Annotated in this window: 16 protein-coding genes; 7 read left to right on the top strand and 9 right to left on the bottom strand. The window is 54.8% G+C overall.

Features of this window, described 5'->3' with window-relative positions:
- Positions 1 to 72: 72 nt before the first annotated feature.
- On the top strand, positions 73 to 591 hold the full coding sequence (gene sodC, locus N037_RS00655; RefSeq protein WP_032638254.1) for a superoxide dismutase [Cu-Zn] SodC: 519 nt from the start codon (positions 73 to 75) through the stop codon (positions 589 to 591).
- Here sodC and N037_RS00650 read toward each other — a convergent pair.
- The 3 genes from N037_RS00650 to N037_RS00640 are packed head-to-tail and all read right to left on the bottom strand — an operon-like array spanning position 570 to position 3,702.
- On the bottom strand, positions 570 to 2,603 hold the full coding sequence (locus N037_RS00650; protein ID WP_032638252.1) for an FUSC family protein: 2,034 nt from the start codon (positions 2,601 to 2,603) through the stop codon (positions 570 to 572). The two genes, sodC and N037_RS00650, sit on opposite strands and share 22 nt — an antisense overlap.
- Complete coding sequence (locus N037_RS00645; RefSeq protein ID WP_023335443.1) at positions 2,603 to 3,463, bottom strand: efflux RND transporter periplasmic adaptor subunit; 861 nt, start codon at positions 3,461 to 3,463, stop codon at positions 2,603 to 2,605. The genes N037_RS00650 and N037_RS00645 overlap by 1 nt, the downstream gene beginning before the upstream one ends.
- A gap of 2 nt (positions 3,464 to 3,465) precedes the next feature.
- The gene (locus tag N037_RS00640) at positions 3,466 to 3,702 is read right to left on the bottom strand and encodes a DUF1656 domain-containing protein (RefSeq protein ID WP_023335444.1); all 237 of its coding nucleotides are present in this window, start codon (positions 3,700 to 3,702) and stop codon (positions 3,466 to 3,468) included.
- Positions 3,703 to 3,888: 186 nt separating this feature from the next.
- On the opposite strand from N037_RS00640, the gene slyA reads away from it, so the two are divergent.
- Positions 3,889 to 4,329, top strand: coding sequence for a transcriptional regulator SlyA (gene slyA, locus N037_RS00635; RefSeq protein ID WP_024909359.1), 441 nt, complete (start codon positions 3,889 to 3,891; stop codon positions 4,327 to 4,329).
- Positions 4,330 to 4,365: 36 nt separating this feature from the next.
- Here the strand turns inward: slyA and N037_RS00630 are convergent, their stop codons facing one another.
- Positions 4,366 to 5,727 (bottom strand): sensor domain-containing diguanylate cyclase, encoded by a 1,362-nt coding sequence (locus N037_RS00630; protein ID WP_032638251.1) that lies wholly within the window; start codon positions 5,725 to 5,727, stop codon positions 4,366 to 4,368.
- Between the two features lie 200 nt (positions 5,728 to 5,927).
- A complete protein-coding gene (gene slyB, locus N037_RS00625; RefSeq protein ID WP_008500578.1) occupies positions 5,928 to 6,395 on the bottom strand; it encodes an outer membrane lipoprotein SlyB in 468 nt (155 codons plus the stop codon).
- A 255-nt stretch (positions 6,396 to 6,650) separates the two neighbouring features.
- On the opposite strand from slyB, the gene anmK reads away from it, so the two are divergent.
- From anmK to pdxY, 5 genes are all read left to right on the top strand, one after another.
- A complete protein-coding gene (anmK, locus tag N037_RS00620) occupies positions 6,651 to 7,775 on the top strand; it encodes an anhydro-N-acetylmuramic acid kinase (RefSeq protein ID WP_032638250.1) in 1,125 nt (374 codons plus the stop codon).
- A gap of 93 nt (positions 7,776 to 7,868) precedes the next feature.
- Entirely contained in the window at positions 7,869 to 8,192 is a 324-nt protein-coding gene (gene mliC, locus N037_RS00615; protein WP_032638249.1) for a C-type lysozyme inhibitor, read from the top strand.
- A 57-nt stretch (positions 8,193 to 8,249) separates the two neighbouring features.
- Positions 8,250 to 8,906 (top strand): pyridoxamine 5'-phosphate oxidase, encoded by a 657-nt coding sequence (pdxH, locus tag N037_RS00610; protein WP_032639105.1) that lies wholly within the window; start codon positions 8,250 to 8,252, stop codon positions 8,904 to 8,906.
- A gap of 125 nt (positions 8,907 to 9,031) precedes the next feature.
- Positions 9,032 to 10,306: a tyrosine--tRNA ligase gene (gene tyrS, locus N037_RS00605; RefSeq protein ID WP_023335449.1), complete on the top strand. Its 1,275-nt coding sequence runs from the start codon at positions 9,032 to 9,034 to the stop codon at positions 10,304 to 10,306.
- Positions 10,307 to 10,373: 67 nt separating this feature from the next.
- Positions 10,374 to 11,234 carry a pyridoxal kinase PdxY gene (gene pdxY, locus N037_RS00600; protein WP_032639103.1) on the top strand — a complete coding sequence of 287 codons (861 nt, stop codon included), beginning with the start codon at positions 10,374 to 10,376 and terminating at the stop codon, positions 11,232 to 11,234.
- Positions 11,235 to 11,311: 77 nt separating this feature from the next.
- Here the strand turns inward: pdxY and gstA are convergent, their stop codons facing one another.
- The 4 genes from gstA to N037_RS00580 all read right to left on the bottom strand — a co-directional run bounded on the left by gstA (position 11,312) and on the right by N037_RS00580 (position 15,441).
- Positions 11,312 to 11,917 (bottom strand): glutathione transferase GstA, encoded by a 606-nt coding sequence (gstA, locus tag N037_RS00595; RefSeq protein ID WP_032638248.1) that lies wholly within the window; start codon positions 11,915 to 11,917, stop codon positions 11,312 to 11,314.
- A gap of 105 nt (positions 11,918 to 12,022) precedes the next feature.
- Complete coding sequence (gene dtpA / locus N037_RS00590) at positions 12,023 to 13,531, bottom strand: dipeptide/tripeptide permease DtpA (protein ID WP_023335452.1); 1,509 nt, start codon at positions 13,529 to 13,531, stop codon at positions 12,023 to 12,025.
- A 591-nt stretch (positions 13,532 to 14,122) separates the two neighbouring features.
- A complete protein-coding gene (gene nth / locus N037_RS00585) occupies positions 14,123 to 14,758 on the bottom strand; it encodes an endonuclease III (protein ID WP_032638247.1) in 636 nt (211 codons plus the stop codon).
- On the bottom strand, positions 14,755 to 15,441 hold the full coding sequence (locus tag N037_RS00580) for an electron transport complex subunit E (protein WP_023335453.1): 687 nt from the start codon (positions 15,439 to 15,441) through the stop codon (positions 14,755 to 14,757). The genes nth and N037_RS00580 overlap by 4 nt, the downstream gene beginning before the upstream one ends.
- Positions 15,442 to 15,443: the final 2 nt, after the last annotated feature.

The raw sequence follows: 15,443 nt of genomic DNA, 5'->3' as shown, positions 1-15,443 counted from the left end.
AGGTGACTTTCCGGTGAAATCTTTGCCCCTGGTATACACTTAAGGGGCAAAAAATAACCCGCGGAGGTCATTATGAAGCGTTTTGCTCTGGCACTGGTCACGCTGGTTGTTTGCGCAGGGGCGCAGGCAGCTAGCGACGAAGTGGAAATGAATCTCGTCACCTCACAGGGTGTAGGTCAGTCCATCGGAACGGTGAAAATCACTGAAACCGATAAAGGACTGGAGTTTGCCCCCAACCTTAAAGCCCTCCCTCCCGGTGAACATGGTTTCCATGTTCACGCCAAAGGCATCTGTCAGCCCGCGTTAAAAGAGGGCAAACCGTCGGCGGCGGAAGCGGCAGGGGGTCACCTCGATCCGCAGCATTCCGGCAAGCATGAAGGCCCGGATGGAATGGGACATTTAGGCGATCTGCCTGTGCTGGTGGTGAATAACGACGGTAAAGCCACCGAACCCGTCGTCGCGCCGCGACTGAAAAAGCTGGATGAGGTGAAAGGCAAAGCGCTGATGATCCATGTCGGTGGGGATAACATGTCCGACAGCCCTAAACCGCTTGGCGGCGGCGGGGCACGCTATGCGTGCGGGGTGATCTGATCCCCAATCGTTCCCGGCGGCGGGGCCTGTTCCAGCTGCGACAGCGAGCAGTGCAGGCGCCAGATTATCGAGGCCAAATCACGCGCTGCGGGCAGGTGATGCCGTGCCAGCGTATCGCAGATCCGCTGCAGTTCATTCAGCGTGGTTTCCAGCGGCCGCTGCTGGACGCCGCGCTCGCTCATCACATCGCGCAGCAGGGAGATGCAAACATCACGAACCTGCGACAGCGGATCGGAACGCGTTTCCCACGCGCGAAGCTGCCAGACCACGTGCGAGCAATTCAACAGCACCACGCCCCAGCGCAGCAGCCAGCGTCGGGACAGCGCGTCCTGGCTGTTATTGAGCTGGCTGACGTGGTGATACACCAGCGATTCATACTCGTTTTCACCCAGATGCGGTTTACGGCTGAGCTGGTCGACAAACCCTCTGCGTAGTTCCCGGATATGCCTGCGGCTCTTGCGGGCATCGGAGCCGGGACGCAACACCGCGAAAGCCAGCCACGCCAGCCCCACGCCAAGGATTTTCGCCAGGTTATCATTGAGAAAGTCGGCGTAATCGTAAACCGGCGGATTCGTCACGGAGATAAACGAGCCCATAAAGACAATCAGCTGTCCCCAGAGGCCCGCCAGTTTTGGCATTTGCAGCTTCAGAAGCTGCATGGTGGTCAACAGGGGGAACAGAAAGAGCAGGAACTGCCACAGATCGCTTATCTGCACCATCAGTCCAAACTTCACCACGAAGCTGAACAGCGACAGCAGCACCAGCGTGCGCAGCAGGAGCGTAAGCGAGTTGAACGGCGAGGCCGCGACGGAGTAAAGCACGCAGCTGATGGCGGCAAGCGTCAGGGCCGCCGTGCCGGACTCCCACTGTGTGGTAATGCTCCACGCCCCCACCAGCATCAGCGCACAGAAGGTGCGAAAGCCGCTCCACAGCGCTTCCAGGTAGTCGGTATGGCGTGCGAGTGCCGGGCTGCCGGGGACGTTGAACTCCGTTAATGGGGTCGCATTTTCAACGGCCGTGATCCAGCGACTGCTGCGCAGGTACAGCCGACAAAAGTAATTCAGGCGCTGCCAGAAGGCGCGATGGCGGTAGTCGTACTCATCAGCCGGAGCGAGCGGGGCGATAATCCGCGCCACGGTGTAGATGTCCGCATCCGGGCGCGCAAGGGCCGCGAGTAGCGCTTCAATCACGGCACGGGTGTTTTCAGGCGGCGTCGGCCAGCTGAGCAGCATCCGGCGCAGGCTGGAGATGGCGCTGGTCATGCGCAGCTGCTGGTGCAGCAAATAGTTAAGCAGGGTGTTCTGACGGCGAAAGCGGTAGTGGCTCCAGAACGCCTGAATGCGCAAAAGATTCATGGTCAGGATCTGCCCGATAACCTTTTCGTGCGCGAGGCGGATATCATCGCTGTTATCCGGTTGCCACAGCAGGCTCGCATGTTCCAGCAGCCGGGTATGCATGGTTCTCAGTGCGGTGATGAGCGCGGTGCCGTCTGACGTGCTGGGAAGGATCATCATCATGAAGCCGCCGCTGAGGATCCCGACAATCACTTCGCAGACGCGCGCCTGCGCGATATCCCACAGCTCGGTGGTGTCGAGAACGTTAACCACCGGGAAAGCGATAATGGCCGCGGTATAGCCCGCCAGCTGGAACGCGTAGGCGACGTTATTGGTAAAATGGGCGCAGGCCCAGGTACAGCATCCCAGCCATGCCGCCATGCTCAGCAGGAACAGCCACGGATCGTTCAGCGTATGGCCCGCGATAATTAACGCCGCGGTGGCACCGAGCAGGCTGCCTGCGATACGGCCAAGGCTTTTACTGATCACCCCGCCGACCGTTGGGAAACTGACCACCGCTGCAGACGTCATCGCCCAGTAGGGTTCATCCAGGTTCAGGTAGTAGGCTACGGTGAGCGCAAGGCACATGGCAATGCCGTTACGCAGCGCGTAGCGCCACTGGGGACGCGTCGCTTTCATCCACGGCGTGTTGTGCCAGGTGAGCCCCTGCAGCCTCATTAGCGGGTTCCGATGGAGACGGTGCAGGTGGTGCCGGATACCAGGGTAATGTCCTCCGGTACACGGTCAAATTCTACGCGAACCGGAACGCGCTGGGCCAGACGCACCCAGGGCACGTTCGGCTTAATGTCCGGCACCAGCCCTGAATCCGTTTCAACGCTTTGATCGTAAATGGCCCGGCCAATGCTGGATACGTGACCCTGTAACGTTTTCGAGCCGCTGTAAAGCGTAATCGCGGCGGGCGATCCCTCGCGAATATGCCGAAGCTTGGTCTCTTCGAAATAGCCCACGACGTAGAAGGAGTGGCTGTCGACGAGGGCAAAAACCGGCTGGCCGGTGGTGGCGTAGTTACCCACGCGGGCGGAGAGGTTGGTCACCCATCCATCGACCGGCGCCGTAATCACGGTTTGGGTCAGTTGCCACTGCGCCTGCTTCAGCGTCGCCTCCGCCACGTTGACGCTCGCCTGCATCGCCTTAACGTTGATGTTGGCGGTGTCTAAATCTTCCGCTGAGATATAATTTTGCGACAGGTGGCGACGACGATTGGCCTCGTTGTTGGCCTTTGCCAGGTCAGACTGGGCTTTCGCCAGCTGTGCCTGGGCGTTCAGAATCGCAATGTGGTACGGGGTGTCGTCGATTCGGAATAAAACGTCTCCCTTTTTGACGAACTGGTTATCCTTAACCAACAGCGTCGTGATACTTCCCGACACCTGAGGAGTGATGCTGACTTGTTCAGCACGAACTTTGCCGTCGCGCGTCCAGGGCGACTGCATATAAAAATTCCACATCCACCACCCCGCAACCAGCGCGAGGGCAAGAACAAACAGGGTGGAAAAGTATTTTAGCGTTTTCAGAGACATATTTACCACGCGGTCAAAACGGCAAGGCCCAGGCTTACGGAGAGGGCAAACAGGGAAAGATCCATCAGCATGGGATGCCAGATTTCGCCGGAGTACATCCAGTCGCGAAGCAGACGATGCGCGATGAGCCAGAGTATAAAGCCCACCAGAACGGCTTTAAACAGGGGAGGAAAGTAGACTGACGCACCGAAGATCAGGTCCTGAAGGGGTAAACCCTCTGAGCGATGAAAAAACGTCACGGGCAGAAATCCTTTGCAGTGAACAGAATGCCGCGTTGGCTTGTCTTAGTATGATGAAGCATCACAATTCAGTGTAAGTCATACTTTTAAGTTCGATGAATGCAGTATTGCATTTGTTTTGGCAATACAAATGCTGCACACTATTCTAAAATCAGTATAATAACTTAGCAAGCTAATTATAAGGAGATGAAATTGGAATCGCCATTAGGTTCTGATCTGGCAAGGTTGGTACGCGTCTGGCGTGCTCTGATTGACCATCGCCTGAAACCTCTGGAACTCACACAGACGCATTGGGTCACGCTGCACAACATTCATCAGCTGCCGCCCGATCAGTCGCAAATTCAACTGGCAAAAGCGATAGGAATTGAGCAACCGTCGCTGGTGCGCACGCTTGACCAGCTGGAAGAAAAGGGGTTGATCTCGCGGCAAACCTGCGCCAGCGATCGTCGCGCGAAACGGATTAAACTCACCGAGAAAGCGGCGCCTATCATCACGGAAATGGAAGCCGTGATTACCAAGACGCGCGGTGAGATCCTGTCAGGCGTTTCACCGGCGGAGCTGGAAATGCTCATCAGCCTCATTGGGCGCCTTGAGCAAAACATCCATGAACTGCAGTCGCGAGACTGACAAACAACAAGGCCCTGCAGCAGCAAGGCCTTTTTTTTACTTAAAGACGACCACACGGTTACGCCCGGTTTCCTTCGCTTCATACATCGCCTTGTCGGCACTTTCCACGCATGCTTCTGCGGTAATCGTCGGTGACGTTGCCGTAAACACCCCCATGCTGATGGTGATCGGCTCCGGTAACTGTCCGCCGCTGCTGGTGTTATCAAAGCTGCTCAGGTGTAACCGTATGCGTTCTGCCACCTGGTACGCCGCGTCTGATGAGGTGTTGGCCAGCATCAGAACAAACTCCTCACCGCCGATACGGGCTGCGATATCCTGCGGGCGCACGGAATCCATCAGCAGGTTGGCAACAAACTGCAGCACTTTGTCGCCCTGAAGATGCCCGTAGGTGTCGTTGATGCGCTTGAAGCGATCGAGATCGCTGACGATGACGGAAACAGGGCGGCTGGGTTTGGCGATATCCAGTGCCTGCTTTAATGATTCATAAAAATAACTGCGGTTATACAGGCGCGTGAGCGGGTCGCGAATCGAGTTCTGGTAAGACTGCTGGTATTTTACGTGCGAGTCGCGATACAGCCTGAAGACATCGTAGAGCAGAACAAAAATAATCAGCAGCGTGGCGGCCGTTTCAAATAAGCGGGCGCGATACCAGGAGATACCTTCGGCATGTCCCCCCATCAACAGCATTGAGAGTGTGACGATATAGCAGACGCACAAAAAATTACCGCCCACCCAGAATAAATTACGTACGCGCGTAATAAACATCAGCGTTGCTAATGTCACTACCCACAGAGCAATTAATGAAATATTAATGAACTGGCTCCAGAGAACCATAAACTGACGCGTTTCATTATCAACCAGGTCAATTGATAAGAGTTGTGAATGACTGGAATAAAACCAGGCCAATCCCACCGCACAGGCCGTAAAGAGAAATTCGCCGCTCACAATCGCGATATGTGCTAATCGTGAAAGGGGATAATTGCGCATGGTATAAAGTATTGTCGCAACGATGATGAGCACCGCCATTATTAGATGGCGGAACATATAGTAGATCATCGCATCGTTGTAGTTCACGACGTTAAACTGGTAGAGGTCCAGCCAGGCGGGAAAGCTGGACAGCGTGCCGACCATCAGCAATGCGGAGCCCGCAAAGGCGAAGGCGAACGCCACCAGATACAACCGTTTTCTGTCGCACCAGTATTTCATCGCCATGAAACAGGCAATAAACAGGTGGAACACCAGCAGAAAAATGGTAAGCGTAGGGAATAGCAGCGGCGAAAAGGAGGGAACCCATTCAACGAGTTTTAAAAACAGAGTTTGTAATATCTCGATGACAACAATGCAACCGAGGCAGAACGCGATATAACGACTTTTTAGAGAACGACGATTCGCAAGCATATACGTTTTTTAATGACTTTATAATCAATGAAGATGAGGGTATTGCGAGGAGTTTAATCAATTAGCGCGCTAAATACTTTGCGCAGAAACAATATATGCTGTGGTAAAAAATAGATATGGCGAATATATTTTGTAAATATATTTGTGGGAGTGATATATATTGTAAATGGATGTGGCCTGAAGACCACATCCATTTTTAATTAACGTGGAGAAACAGTCACCTGGCTTCCGTTGCTTGCCAGAACAACGCGCTGGCCTGCAGAGAAGCGGGTGCTGCCTTGTTTCTGTACAACCATAATAGTGCTGCCGTCGTCTTTACGGATCTCCAGCTCTACGCCCTGGGTTTTGTTCATCGCACCCTGAACGCCCTGGCCGGCTACGCCACCCGCAACGGCGCCTGCGGCTGTTGCCAGCGAGCGGCCTGTACCGCCACCGACGGTATTACCCAGGAAGCCACCCAGTACGGCACCGCCGATTGCGCCCATCACGTTGTTTTCATCACCACCCTGGATCTGTACAGGGCGTGCGTTAACAACGGTACCGTAAGTCACGTTCTGAACCTGTTTCGCTTCAGAAGCGCTGTAAACGTCGCCAGAAAGTGAACTGTCATTCACACAGCCAGCCAGAGTTAAACCAATCAGCGAAACGCCCAGTACACGTAAAATCATTTGAATCTCCTGTTCACCAAAAACGCCCGATTGGGGGCATCCGTTATGGCTAAATTATATGGCATAAGGAGCCATAGTTCATATCTTTGCACTAACAATAAGAAAATTGTACTTGAATTTGACTTAACGAGAGATAAACAGGGGCCACCTGTGTTACCCGTCTGACATTGTTAAAAAATATTATTGCCGGATGGCAAAGCTGCGCCGTTTATGGTTGAGTGGATATCCTTAGCCCACGCAACGTAAGGAAAGCGCATGAAATCGGGTCGCTACATTGGTGTGATGTCAGGCACCAGTCTGGATGGGGTAGATGTCGTTCTGGCTGCCATTGACGAAAATATGGTGGCACAGCAGGCGAGCCTGACCTGGCCAATCCCCATTTCACTGAAAGAAGATATTCTCAGTATCTGTCAGGGGCAACAGCTGACCCTCTCCCAACTTGGACAACTTGATGTTCGCCTGGGGGCGCTGTTTGCGGATGCGGTACAGGCTTTGATGCAAAAAGAACATCTTCGCCCGCAGGATGTGGTGGCCATCGGCTGTCACGGACAAACGGTCTGGCATGAGCCCGTCGGCGACGCCCCGCACACATTGCAAATCGGCGATAACAACCAGATTGTGGCGAAGACGGGCGTGACGGTGGTTGGCGATTTCCGTCGTCGCGATATCGCCCTTGGCGGGCAGGGCGCGCCGCTGGTACCCGCGTTCCACCAGGCGTTACTGGCGCACCCAACAGAACGGCGGATGGTGCTCAACATTGGTGGGATTGCCAACCTGTCGATGCTCATTCCGGGACAGCCTGTCCGCGGCTATGATACCGGCCCGGGTAATATGTTAATGGATGCCTGGATCTGGCGTCAGTGCGGCCAACCGTATGATAAAAACGCGGAGTGGGCGAGCGAGGGGAAAGTGATTATTCCGCTGTTGCAGTCAATGCTAAGCGATCCTTATTTTGCCCTGCCGGCCCCTAAAAGCACCGGGCGTGAATACTTCAACTTAGGCTGGCTTGAGCGTCAGCTGGCGCCATTCCCGGCGCTCGCGCCGCAGGATATCCAGGCGACGCTTGCTGAGCTTACGGCCGTGTCGATCTCCGAACAGGTTCTGCTCAGCGGCGGATGCGAACGCCTGCTGGTGTGCGGCGGAGGAAGCCGCAACCCTCTGGTGATGGCGCGTCTTGCGGGGCTACTGCCGGGTACCGAAGTGACCACGACCGATGAGGCTGGCATCAGCGGCGATGATATGGAGGCGCTGGCCTTCGCCTGGCTCGCCTGGCGCACTATTGCCGGACTGCCGGGCAACCTGCCGTCGGTAACCGGTGCACGCGAGGCGAGCGTCCTCGGGGCAATTTTCCCGGCAAATCCGCGTCATAATCAGAGTTAACTGAAATTCAGCGCGGCGTGTCGTCGTTAGAATGGAACGAAACAGGAGGGCAGCCATGCCCTCCAGGACCAGGAAAGTCTTCGGAATACGCCCATGAAAAAACTTCTTCTTATTGCCGCGCCTTTATTGCTGTCAGGATGCAGCGTCTATAACCAGCTCCTTGAGCGCATGCAGACCGATACGCTGGAGTATCGCTGCGACGAAAAACCGCTGACCGTGAAGCTGAATAACCCGCGCCAGGAAGCCAGCTTTGTTTACGACAATAAATTGCTGACCCTGAAGCAGGGCATGTCGGCCTCTGGCGCGCGTTATACCGACGGTATCTACGTCTTCTGGTCGAAAGGCGACAGCGCCACGATCTACAAACGCGACCGCATCGTGCTGAACAATTGCCAGCTTGAAAATCCGAAGCGTTGAGATTTTTACAGGGGCGGCGCACAATAGCGCCACCCACTCTCAATGTCAGCTAACGCCATGTCAGATAACGACGAACTGCAGCAAATTGCGCATCTGCGCCGTGAATACACTAAAGGCGGCCTGCGTCGCCAGGATCTTCCCGCTGAACCCCTCGTGCTTTTCGAACGCTGGCTGAAACAGGCCTGCGAAGCGAAACTCGCCGACCCAACGGCCATGGTTGTCGCGACGGTGGATGAAAACGGTCAACCGTATCAGCGCATCGTATTGCTCAAGCATTATGACGAGAAAGGGCTGGTGTTCTATACCAACCTCGGCAGCCGCAAGGCACACCATTTAGAACACAATCCGCGTATCAGCCTGCTGTTCCCCTGGCACATGCTGGAACGTCAGGTAATGGTCACCGGCAAGGCGGAACGTCTCTCGACGCTGGAAGTGGTGAAGTATTTCCACAGCCGCCCGCGTGACAGCCAGATTGGCGCCTGGGTATCAAAACAGTCCAGCCGAATTTCTGCCCGCGGCGTGCTGGAAAGTAAATTCCTGGAGCTGAAACAGAAGTTCCAGCAGGGTGAAATCCCACTGCCAAGTTTCTGGGGCGGGTTCCGCATCCCGATTGAACAGATGGAGTTCTGGCAGGGGGGCGAACATCGCCTGCATGACCGCTTTTTATACCAGCGCGACAATGGCGGCTGGAAAATCGACAGACTGGCACCGTAATCCCCGAAATTTGTTGATTTAAGCGCTAGCGCACGCCGCGCTTGCGCTTTATTCTATGGTCCTTTCGCATCAGGCGAAAAGTCGTGTACCGGCAAAGGTGCAGTCGTTTATACATGGAGAATTTGATGGCAAGCAGTAACTTGATTAAACAATTGCAAGAGCGGGGCCTCGTGGCCCAGGTGACGGACGAGGAAGCGTTAGCAGAGCGACTGGCGCAAGGCCCGATCGCGCTCTATTGCGGCTTCGACCCCACCGCTGACAGCTTGCATTTGGGGCATCTTGTTCCATTGTTATGCCTGAAACGCTTCCAGATGGCGGGCCATAAGCCTGTTGCCCTGGTGGGCGGCGCGACCGGTCTGATTGGTGACCCAAGCTTTAAAGCCGCTGAGCGTAAACTGAATACCGAAGATACCGTGCAGGAGTGGGTGGATAAGATCCGCAAACAGGTTGCACCGTTCCTCGACTTCAACTGTGGTGATAACGCCGCCATTGCCGCGAACAACTACGACTGGTTTGGCAGCATGAACGTGCTGACCTTCCTGCGCGACATCGGCAAGCACTTCTCCGTTAACCAGATGATTAACAAAGAAGCCGTGAAGCAGCGTCTGAACCGTGACGATCAGGGTATCTCCTTCACCGAGTTCTCCTACAACCTGCTGCAGGGGTATGACTTTGCCTGCCTGAACAAACTGCACGGTGTTTCTCTGCAGATTGGCGGTTCCGATCAGTGGGGTAACATCACCTCCGGTATCGACCTGACCCGTCGTCTGCACCAGAATCAGGTCTTCGGTCTGACCGTTCCGCTGATTACCAAAGCCGACGGCACCAAATTTGGTAAAACCGAAGGCGGCGCGGTATGGCTCGATCCGAAGAAAACCAGCCCGTACAAATTCTACCAGTTCTGGATCAACACGGCGGATGCCGATGTTTACCGCTTCCTGAAGTTCTTCACCTTTATGGACATTGAAGAAATCAATGCGCTGGAAGAAGAAGACAAGAACAGCGGTAAAGCGCCGCGCGCTCAGTACGTGCTGGCGGATGAAGTGACCAAACTGGTTCACGGTGAAGAAGGTCTGGCTGCCGCAAAACGCATTACCGCAAGCCTGTTCAACGGTACCCTGAGCGATCTGAGCGAAGCGGACTTCGAACAGCTGGCGCAGGACGGCGTGCCGATGGTTGAGATGGAAAAAGGGGCTGACCTGATGCAGGCGCTGGTGGACTCTGAGCTCCAGCCTTCCCGCGGTCAGGCGCGTAAAACCATCGCGTCAAACGCTATTACCATCAACGGTGAGAAACAGGCCGACCCGGAATACACCTTTGTTGACGGCGATCGTCTGTATGGTCGCTACACGCTGCTGCGTCGCGGCAAGAAGAACTACTGTCTTGTCTGCTGGAAGTAATTAACAGTCTCGAGGGGGCGTGGGAAACCACGCCCCTTTTGTTTTTTCAGGGTTTGGTAAGAACAAAATGAAGAACATCCTCGCCATTCAGTCCCACGTTGTTTTTGGACACGCTGGCAATAGCGCCGCGGAATTCCCGATGCGTCGCCTCGGCGTCAACGTCTGGCCCCTTAATACCGTGCAGTTCTCTAACCACACGCAATACGGCAAATGGACCGGCTGCGTGATGCCGCCATCGCACCTCACCGAGGTTGTGCAGGGGATTGCCGATATCGATCAGCTTAAACGCTGTGACGCGGTGCTGAGCGGCTACCTCGGCTCAGCGGAGCAGGGGGAGCATATCCTCGGCATCGTACGCCAGGTGAAGGCCGCAAACCCGTCGGCAAAATACTTCTGCGACCCCGTCATGGGCCATCCAGAGAAAGGCTGCATCGTGGCGCCAGGCGTTGCAGAGTTTCACGTCCGCCACGCGCTGCCCGCCAGCGATATCATTGCGCCAAACCTGGTCGAACTGGAAATTCTCTGCGAGCGTTCGGTTAACAACGTAGAAGAGGCGGTAAGCGCATCTCGTGAACTGATCGCTCTGGGGCCTGAAGTTGTGTTAGTAAAACACCTTGCGCGCGCAGGGCTGAGCCAGGACCGTTTTGAGATGCTTCTGGTAACGAAAGATGACGCCTGGCATATCAGCCGTCCGCTGGTGGATTTCGGCCTGCGCCAGCCGGTTGGGGTCGGGGATGTCACCAGCGGTCTGCTGTTGGTGAAATTACTGCAAGGGGCGACGATACGTGACGCGCTGGAGCACGTTACTGCGGCGGTGTACGAAATCATGATTGCGACGAAAGAGATGCAGGAATATGAACTGCAGGTGGTTGCGGCACAGGATCGTATCGCGAAGCCGGAGCACTATTTCAGCGCAACCCGGCTTTAAACGATGCCGGGTGGCGCTGCGCTTACGCGGCCTACAAAACCCGTAGGCCCGTGCAAGCGAAGCGCCGCCGGGCGATATTAGCTAAGACCTTCCGCTTTCAGCGCCGCAGCCACTGCAGGACGCTCTGCCATGCGTTTCATATACGATGCGATATGGTCTAACCCTTCCAGGTTCAGCTTAACCGCGCGCGCCCAGCGCAGCACGGTAAACAGATACGCATCGGCAATCGTGAAGCGCGAACCCGCAATCCACTGATCGTCTTTCAGCGATGCGTTAACGTACTGCAGCTTTTTCTCAAGAAGCGCACGCAGGGTCGGTTTGAACTCCTCTGGTGTATCCGGGCGGAACAACGGCGTAAATCCTTTGTGCAGTTCGGTCGCAATGTAGTTCAGCCATTCCAGCGTTTTATAGCGAGAAATGGTACTGACCGGCGCCAGCAGATGGCGATCGGGCACGCTATCGGCCAGGAACTGCATAATCGCGACGCCTTCAGTCAGCAGAGTACCATCATCCAGTAAGAGCGCCGGAACTTGTCCCTTGGGGTTAATGGCAAGAAAATCATCGCCATTTTCCAGACGCTTTTTCATCAGATCAACGCCATCCAGCGTGAAATCTTTGCCGCTCTCGCGCAGGGTGATATGGGAAGCAAGAGAGCACGCGCCCGGTTTGTAGAACAGTTTCATCGGTAACTCCTTTTTGCTGAGGTTTCAGCTATGTTAGTGCGCCAAAGGACAAAAAAAAAGCCGCTAATGCATTAGCGGCTTCTGGTCAGTCGTTTCTCAATAATCTTACGCGGTAGCGGTGTTGGTCGCTTTAGCGGTCTTGTCGTCGTCCTGAGTCATACGATTCAGCTTCGGTGCGGTCAGCAGCATCAGAACCGCAATAACCGCAGTCGCGATACCAATCTGCATGAACACGGTGCCGTACACGTTCAGGGAGACCAGTGGGTCAGTCACGTTTTCCGGAACCGCCATCAGGTTAGCAATCTTACCTGCAATGATTGCCGCACCCGCAGTGGTCAGGAACCAGCTACCCATAATGAAGCCCATCAGACGCTGCGGCACCAGCTGTGCAACCATCGCCAGACCCAGGCCGGAGATCATCAGTTCACCGATAGACTGCAGCGCGTAGCTCAGGATCAGCCAGTTAACGGACACGATACCTGCGTCGGTAGCAAATTTGGTACCCAGCGGCAGCACCAGGAACGCGCCGGAGCACAGCACCATACCGATGGCGAACTTGTGCGGCATTGGCAGACGGTCGCCCATCTTGTTATAGATAGCGGCCAGAATCGGGCTACCGATCATGATCCAGAACGGGTTCAGCGCCTGATACTGTTCCGGCTCGAACGCGATGCCCAGAATTGAGTGCTCAACGTTACGAATGGCGAAGAAGTTCAGTGAGGTTGGCATCTGGCTGTACAGCACGAAGAAGATGATCGCTTCCAGCATCAGAATGAACGCCACAATCATCTTACGACGGGCAGCGCCCTGCATGGCGAAGGCTTCTTTCGCAAAGATGACCACGATACCCAGCGCAACCACGCCCAGAACCGCACGTGCGATACCCTGGTTGTGCAGCAGCCAGGTGGCGATTGCCGCGAGGACAACAACGCCCGCGATGGTCGCCAGCAGTTTGCCCATATGAACAGGCTCGAAGTCAGGTTTTGAACCGTAGTCTTTAACCCAGCTGCGGCAGAACAGGAAGTTCACCACGGTGATCAGCATACCCACGAAGCTCAGCGCAAACGCCACGCTCCAGCCGAATTTCGCCGCGAGCCATGGGGTTGCCAGCATTGAGAAGAACGAACCGATGTTGATGGACATGTAGTACATGGTAAATGCACCGTCCAGACGCGGATCGTCTTTGTTGTAACAGGTAGAGAGCAGGGAGGACGGGTTCGCTTTGAAGAGGCCGTTACCGACGGCAATCGTCGCCATACCCATATACACGACAGCGGCATCATGCCCTGACCATGCAACCAGACCATAGCCAATCGCCAGGACAATGGCGCCCAGCATGATGACACGTTTCGTTCCGAGAACCTTATCGCCCAGCCAGCCGCCAATAGCGACCAGACCGTACACCAGAGCACTGAAGGAAGAGAACAGCGTGATGGAATCGGCTTCGGACATACCCAGCTGTTTTACCAGGTAAACTGCCATGATCCCTTGCAGGCCGTAATAACCAAAACGCTCCCATAACTCGATAGAGAAGATGAGATAGAACGCTTTAGGTTGTTTGAAAGCGTTAAGACTCACGCTTTCATCTGTTGGTTTATTGTTTGCAGTAGACACATATACCTCTTTTTTTACATCCCATATTAACGGGGGTGTTCATAGCGTGATGGCCGTGGTCCATACGCCTTATAGTTATATTGGGAGGAGAAACGGCGGGTAATGTTCACTATCCTGCCCCATCTGGCAATACGTTTGTAATAATCTGTTACATATATCTGGGGTGGTATAATCGTCGGTTCATATAAATGTTATTCAGCGTTAAATTTCATACCTTGAGTATAGGTAGTTTTTTCGACTGGCAATAACCCTCTTCGATCGGCTTTTGGCGATATGTTCTGCTATTTACCGCTTCATGCAGTGATATGGCCTATATTCTGAAAAATGGCTGGTCTTATCGTCGGTAAAGAAAGAGAAGTATCTTGTCGGACAAAGGGTTTAGGTCGATTTTGACAACAAAAATTCAACATGAAGTTATCGAGGTGATCGCGATCACAGATATATAGAAATTTTTGGCTATGAAAAAAGTATTAACCTGTTTGAGCGTTAAACAACCGAACAAGTGACGGGTCAGGGGAAGCGAAAGGCGGACAAATAACGGCCAAAAGAAGAACGTTCAATAGCCCTTCTTTTAGCGAGGAATTACGATGATTAGGGATACACTTTTTCTTTGTATTCGCAGAGATCTTCAATAATGCAGGAGCCGCAGCGAGGCTTACGGGCAATACAGGTATAACGGCCGTGCAGAATCAGCCAGTGATGGCAATCAACCTTAAATTCTGCCGGAACCACCTTCAGCAGCTTCTCTTCGACCTGCTCGACATTTTTCCCCGGCGCGAAGTTAGTCCGGTTAGACACGCGAAATATATGTGTATCCACGGCGATCGTGGGCCAGCCAAACGCGGTGTTGAGCACCACGTTCGCGGTCTTACGCCCCACGCCCGGTAAGGCTTCCAGCGCAGCGCGGTCCTCCGGCACTTTACCTCCGTGCTGTTCCAGCAGGATCCGGCAGGTCTTAATGACGTTCTCCGCTTTGCTGTTAAACAGGCCGATGGTTTTGATATAGGACTTCACGCCTTCCACGCCCAGCTCCAGCATGGCTTTCGGCGTATTGGCGACCGGATAGAGCAGGGCAGTGGCTTTATTGACGCTAACATCGGTCGCCTGTGCAGAGAGCAACACGGCGATCAGCAGCTCAAACGGGGAGGTAAAATTCAGCTCCGTCGTCGGGTGCGGGTTCTCGTCCCGCAGACGGGTCAGGATCGCAATGCGCTTTTCTTTATTCATGAAGCCTTCTCGGGTGTCCCTTCCAGAACGCTACGCTCAGCCGCGCGGCGCTTACGTTTCTCATCAATCAGGTATTTTACCGCCAGCATCATGCCAAGGCCAATAAACGCGCCGGGCGGCAGCATTGCCAGCAGGAATGGCGTATCGGTGTGGAACACTTCAACGCGCAGCGCTTTGGCCCAGCCGCCGAGCAGCGCATCTGCGCCGTCAAACAGCGTACCGTTACCGAGGATTTCGCGCAGCGAGCCCAGCACGAACATAGCGCACGTGGCGCCCATGCCGATGGAAAAACCATCCAGCGCCGACATGGCGGGGCTGTTTTTCACCGCAAAGGCTTCCGCACGCCCGACGACGATACAGTTGGTGACGATAAGGGGAATAAAAATCCCGAGCGACTGGTACAGGCCAAACGCGTAGGCGTTAATCAGCATCTGGACGATACTGACCACCGACGCAATGATCATGACGTAAATCGGAATACGAATTTCCGACGGCGTCCAGCGGCGCAGGGCGGAGATGGAGAGGTTGGTCAGGGTCAGCACCAGCGTGGTCGCCAGACCCAGACCGAGCGCGTTGGTAGCGGTGGACGTTACCGCCAGCAGGGGGCACATCCCCAGAAGCTGTACCAGCGCGGAGTTGTTCTTCCACAACCCCTGGACAATAACCTCTTTAACCTGGCTCATGA

This window comes from Enterobacter sp. EGD-HP1, from assembly GCF_000733275.2.
In the GTDB taxonomy this organism is placed as follows: Bacteria; Pseudomonadota; Gammaproteobacteria; order Enterobacterales; family Enterobacteriaceae; genus Enterobacter.
Note: the sequence above shows the minus strand (reverse complement) of the source record. Positions and strands in the feature narration are given on the sequence as shown.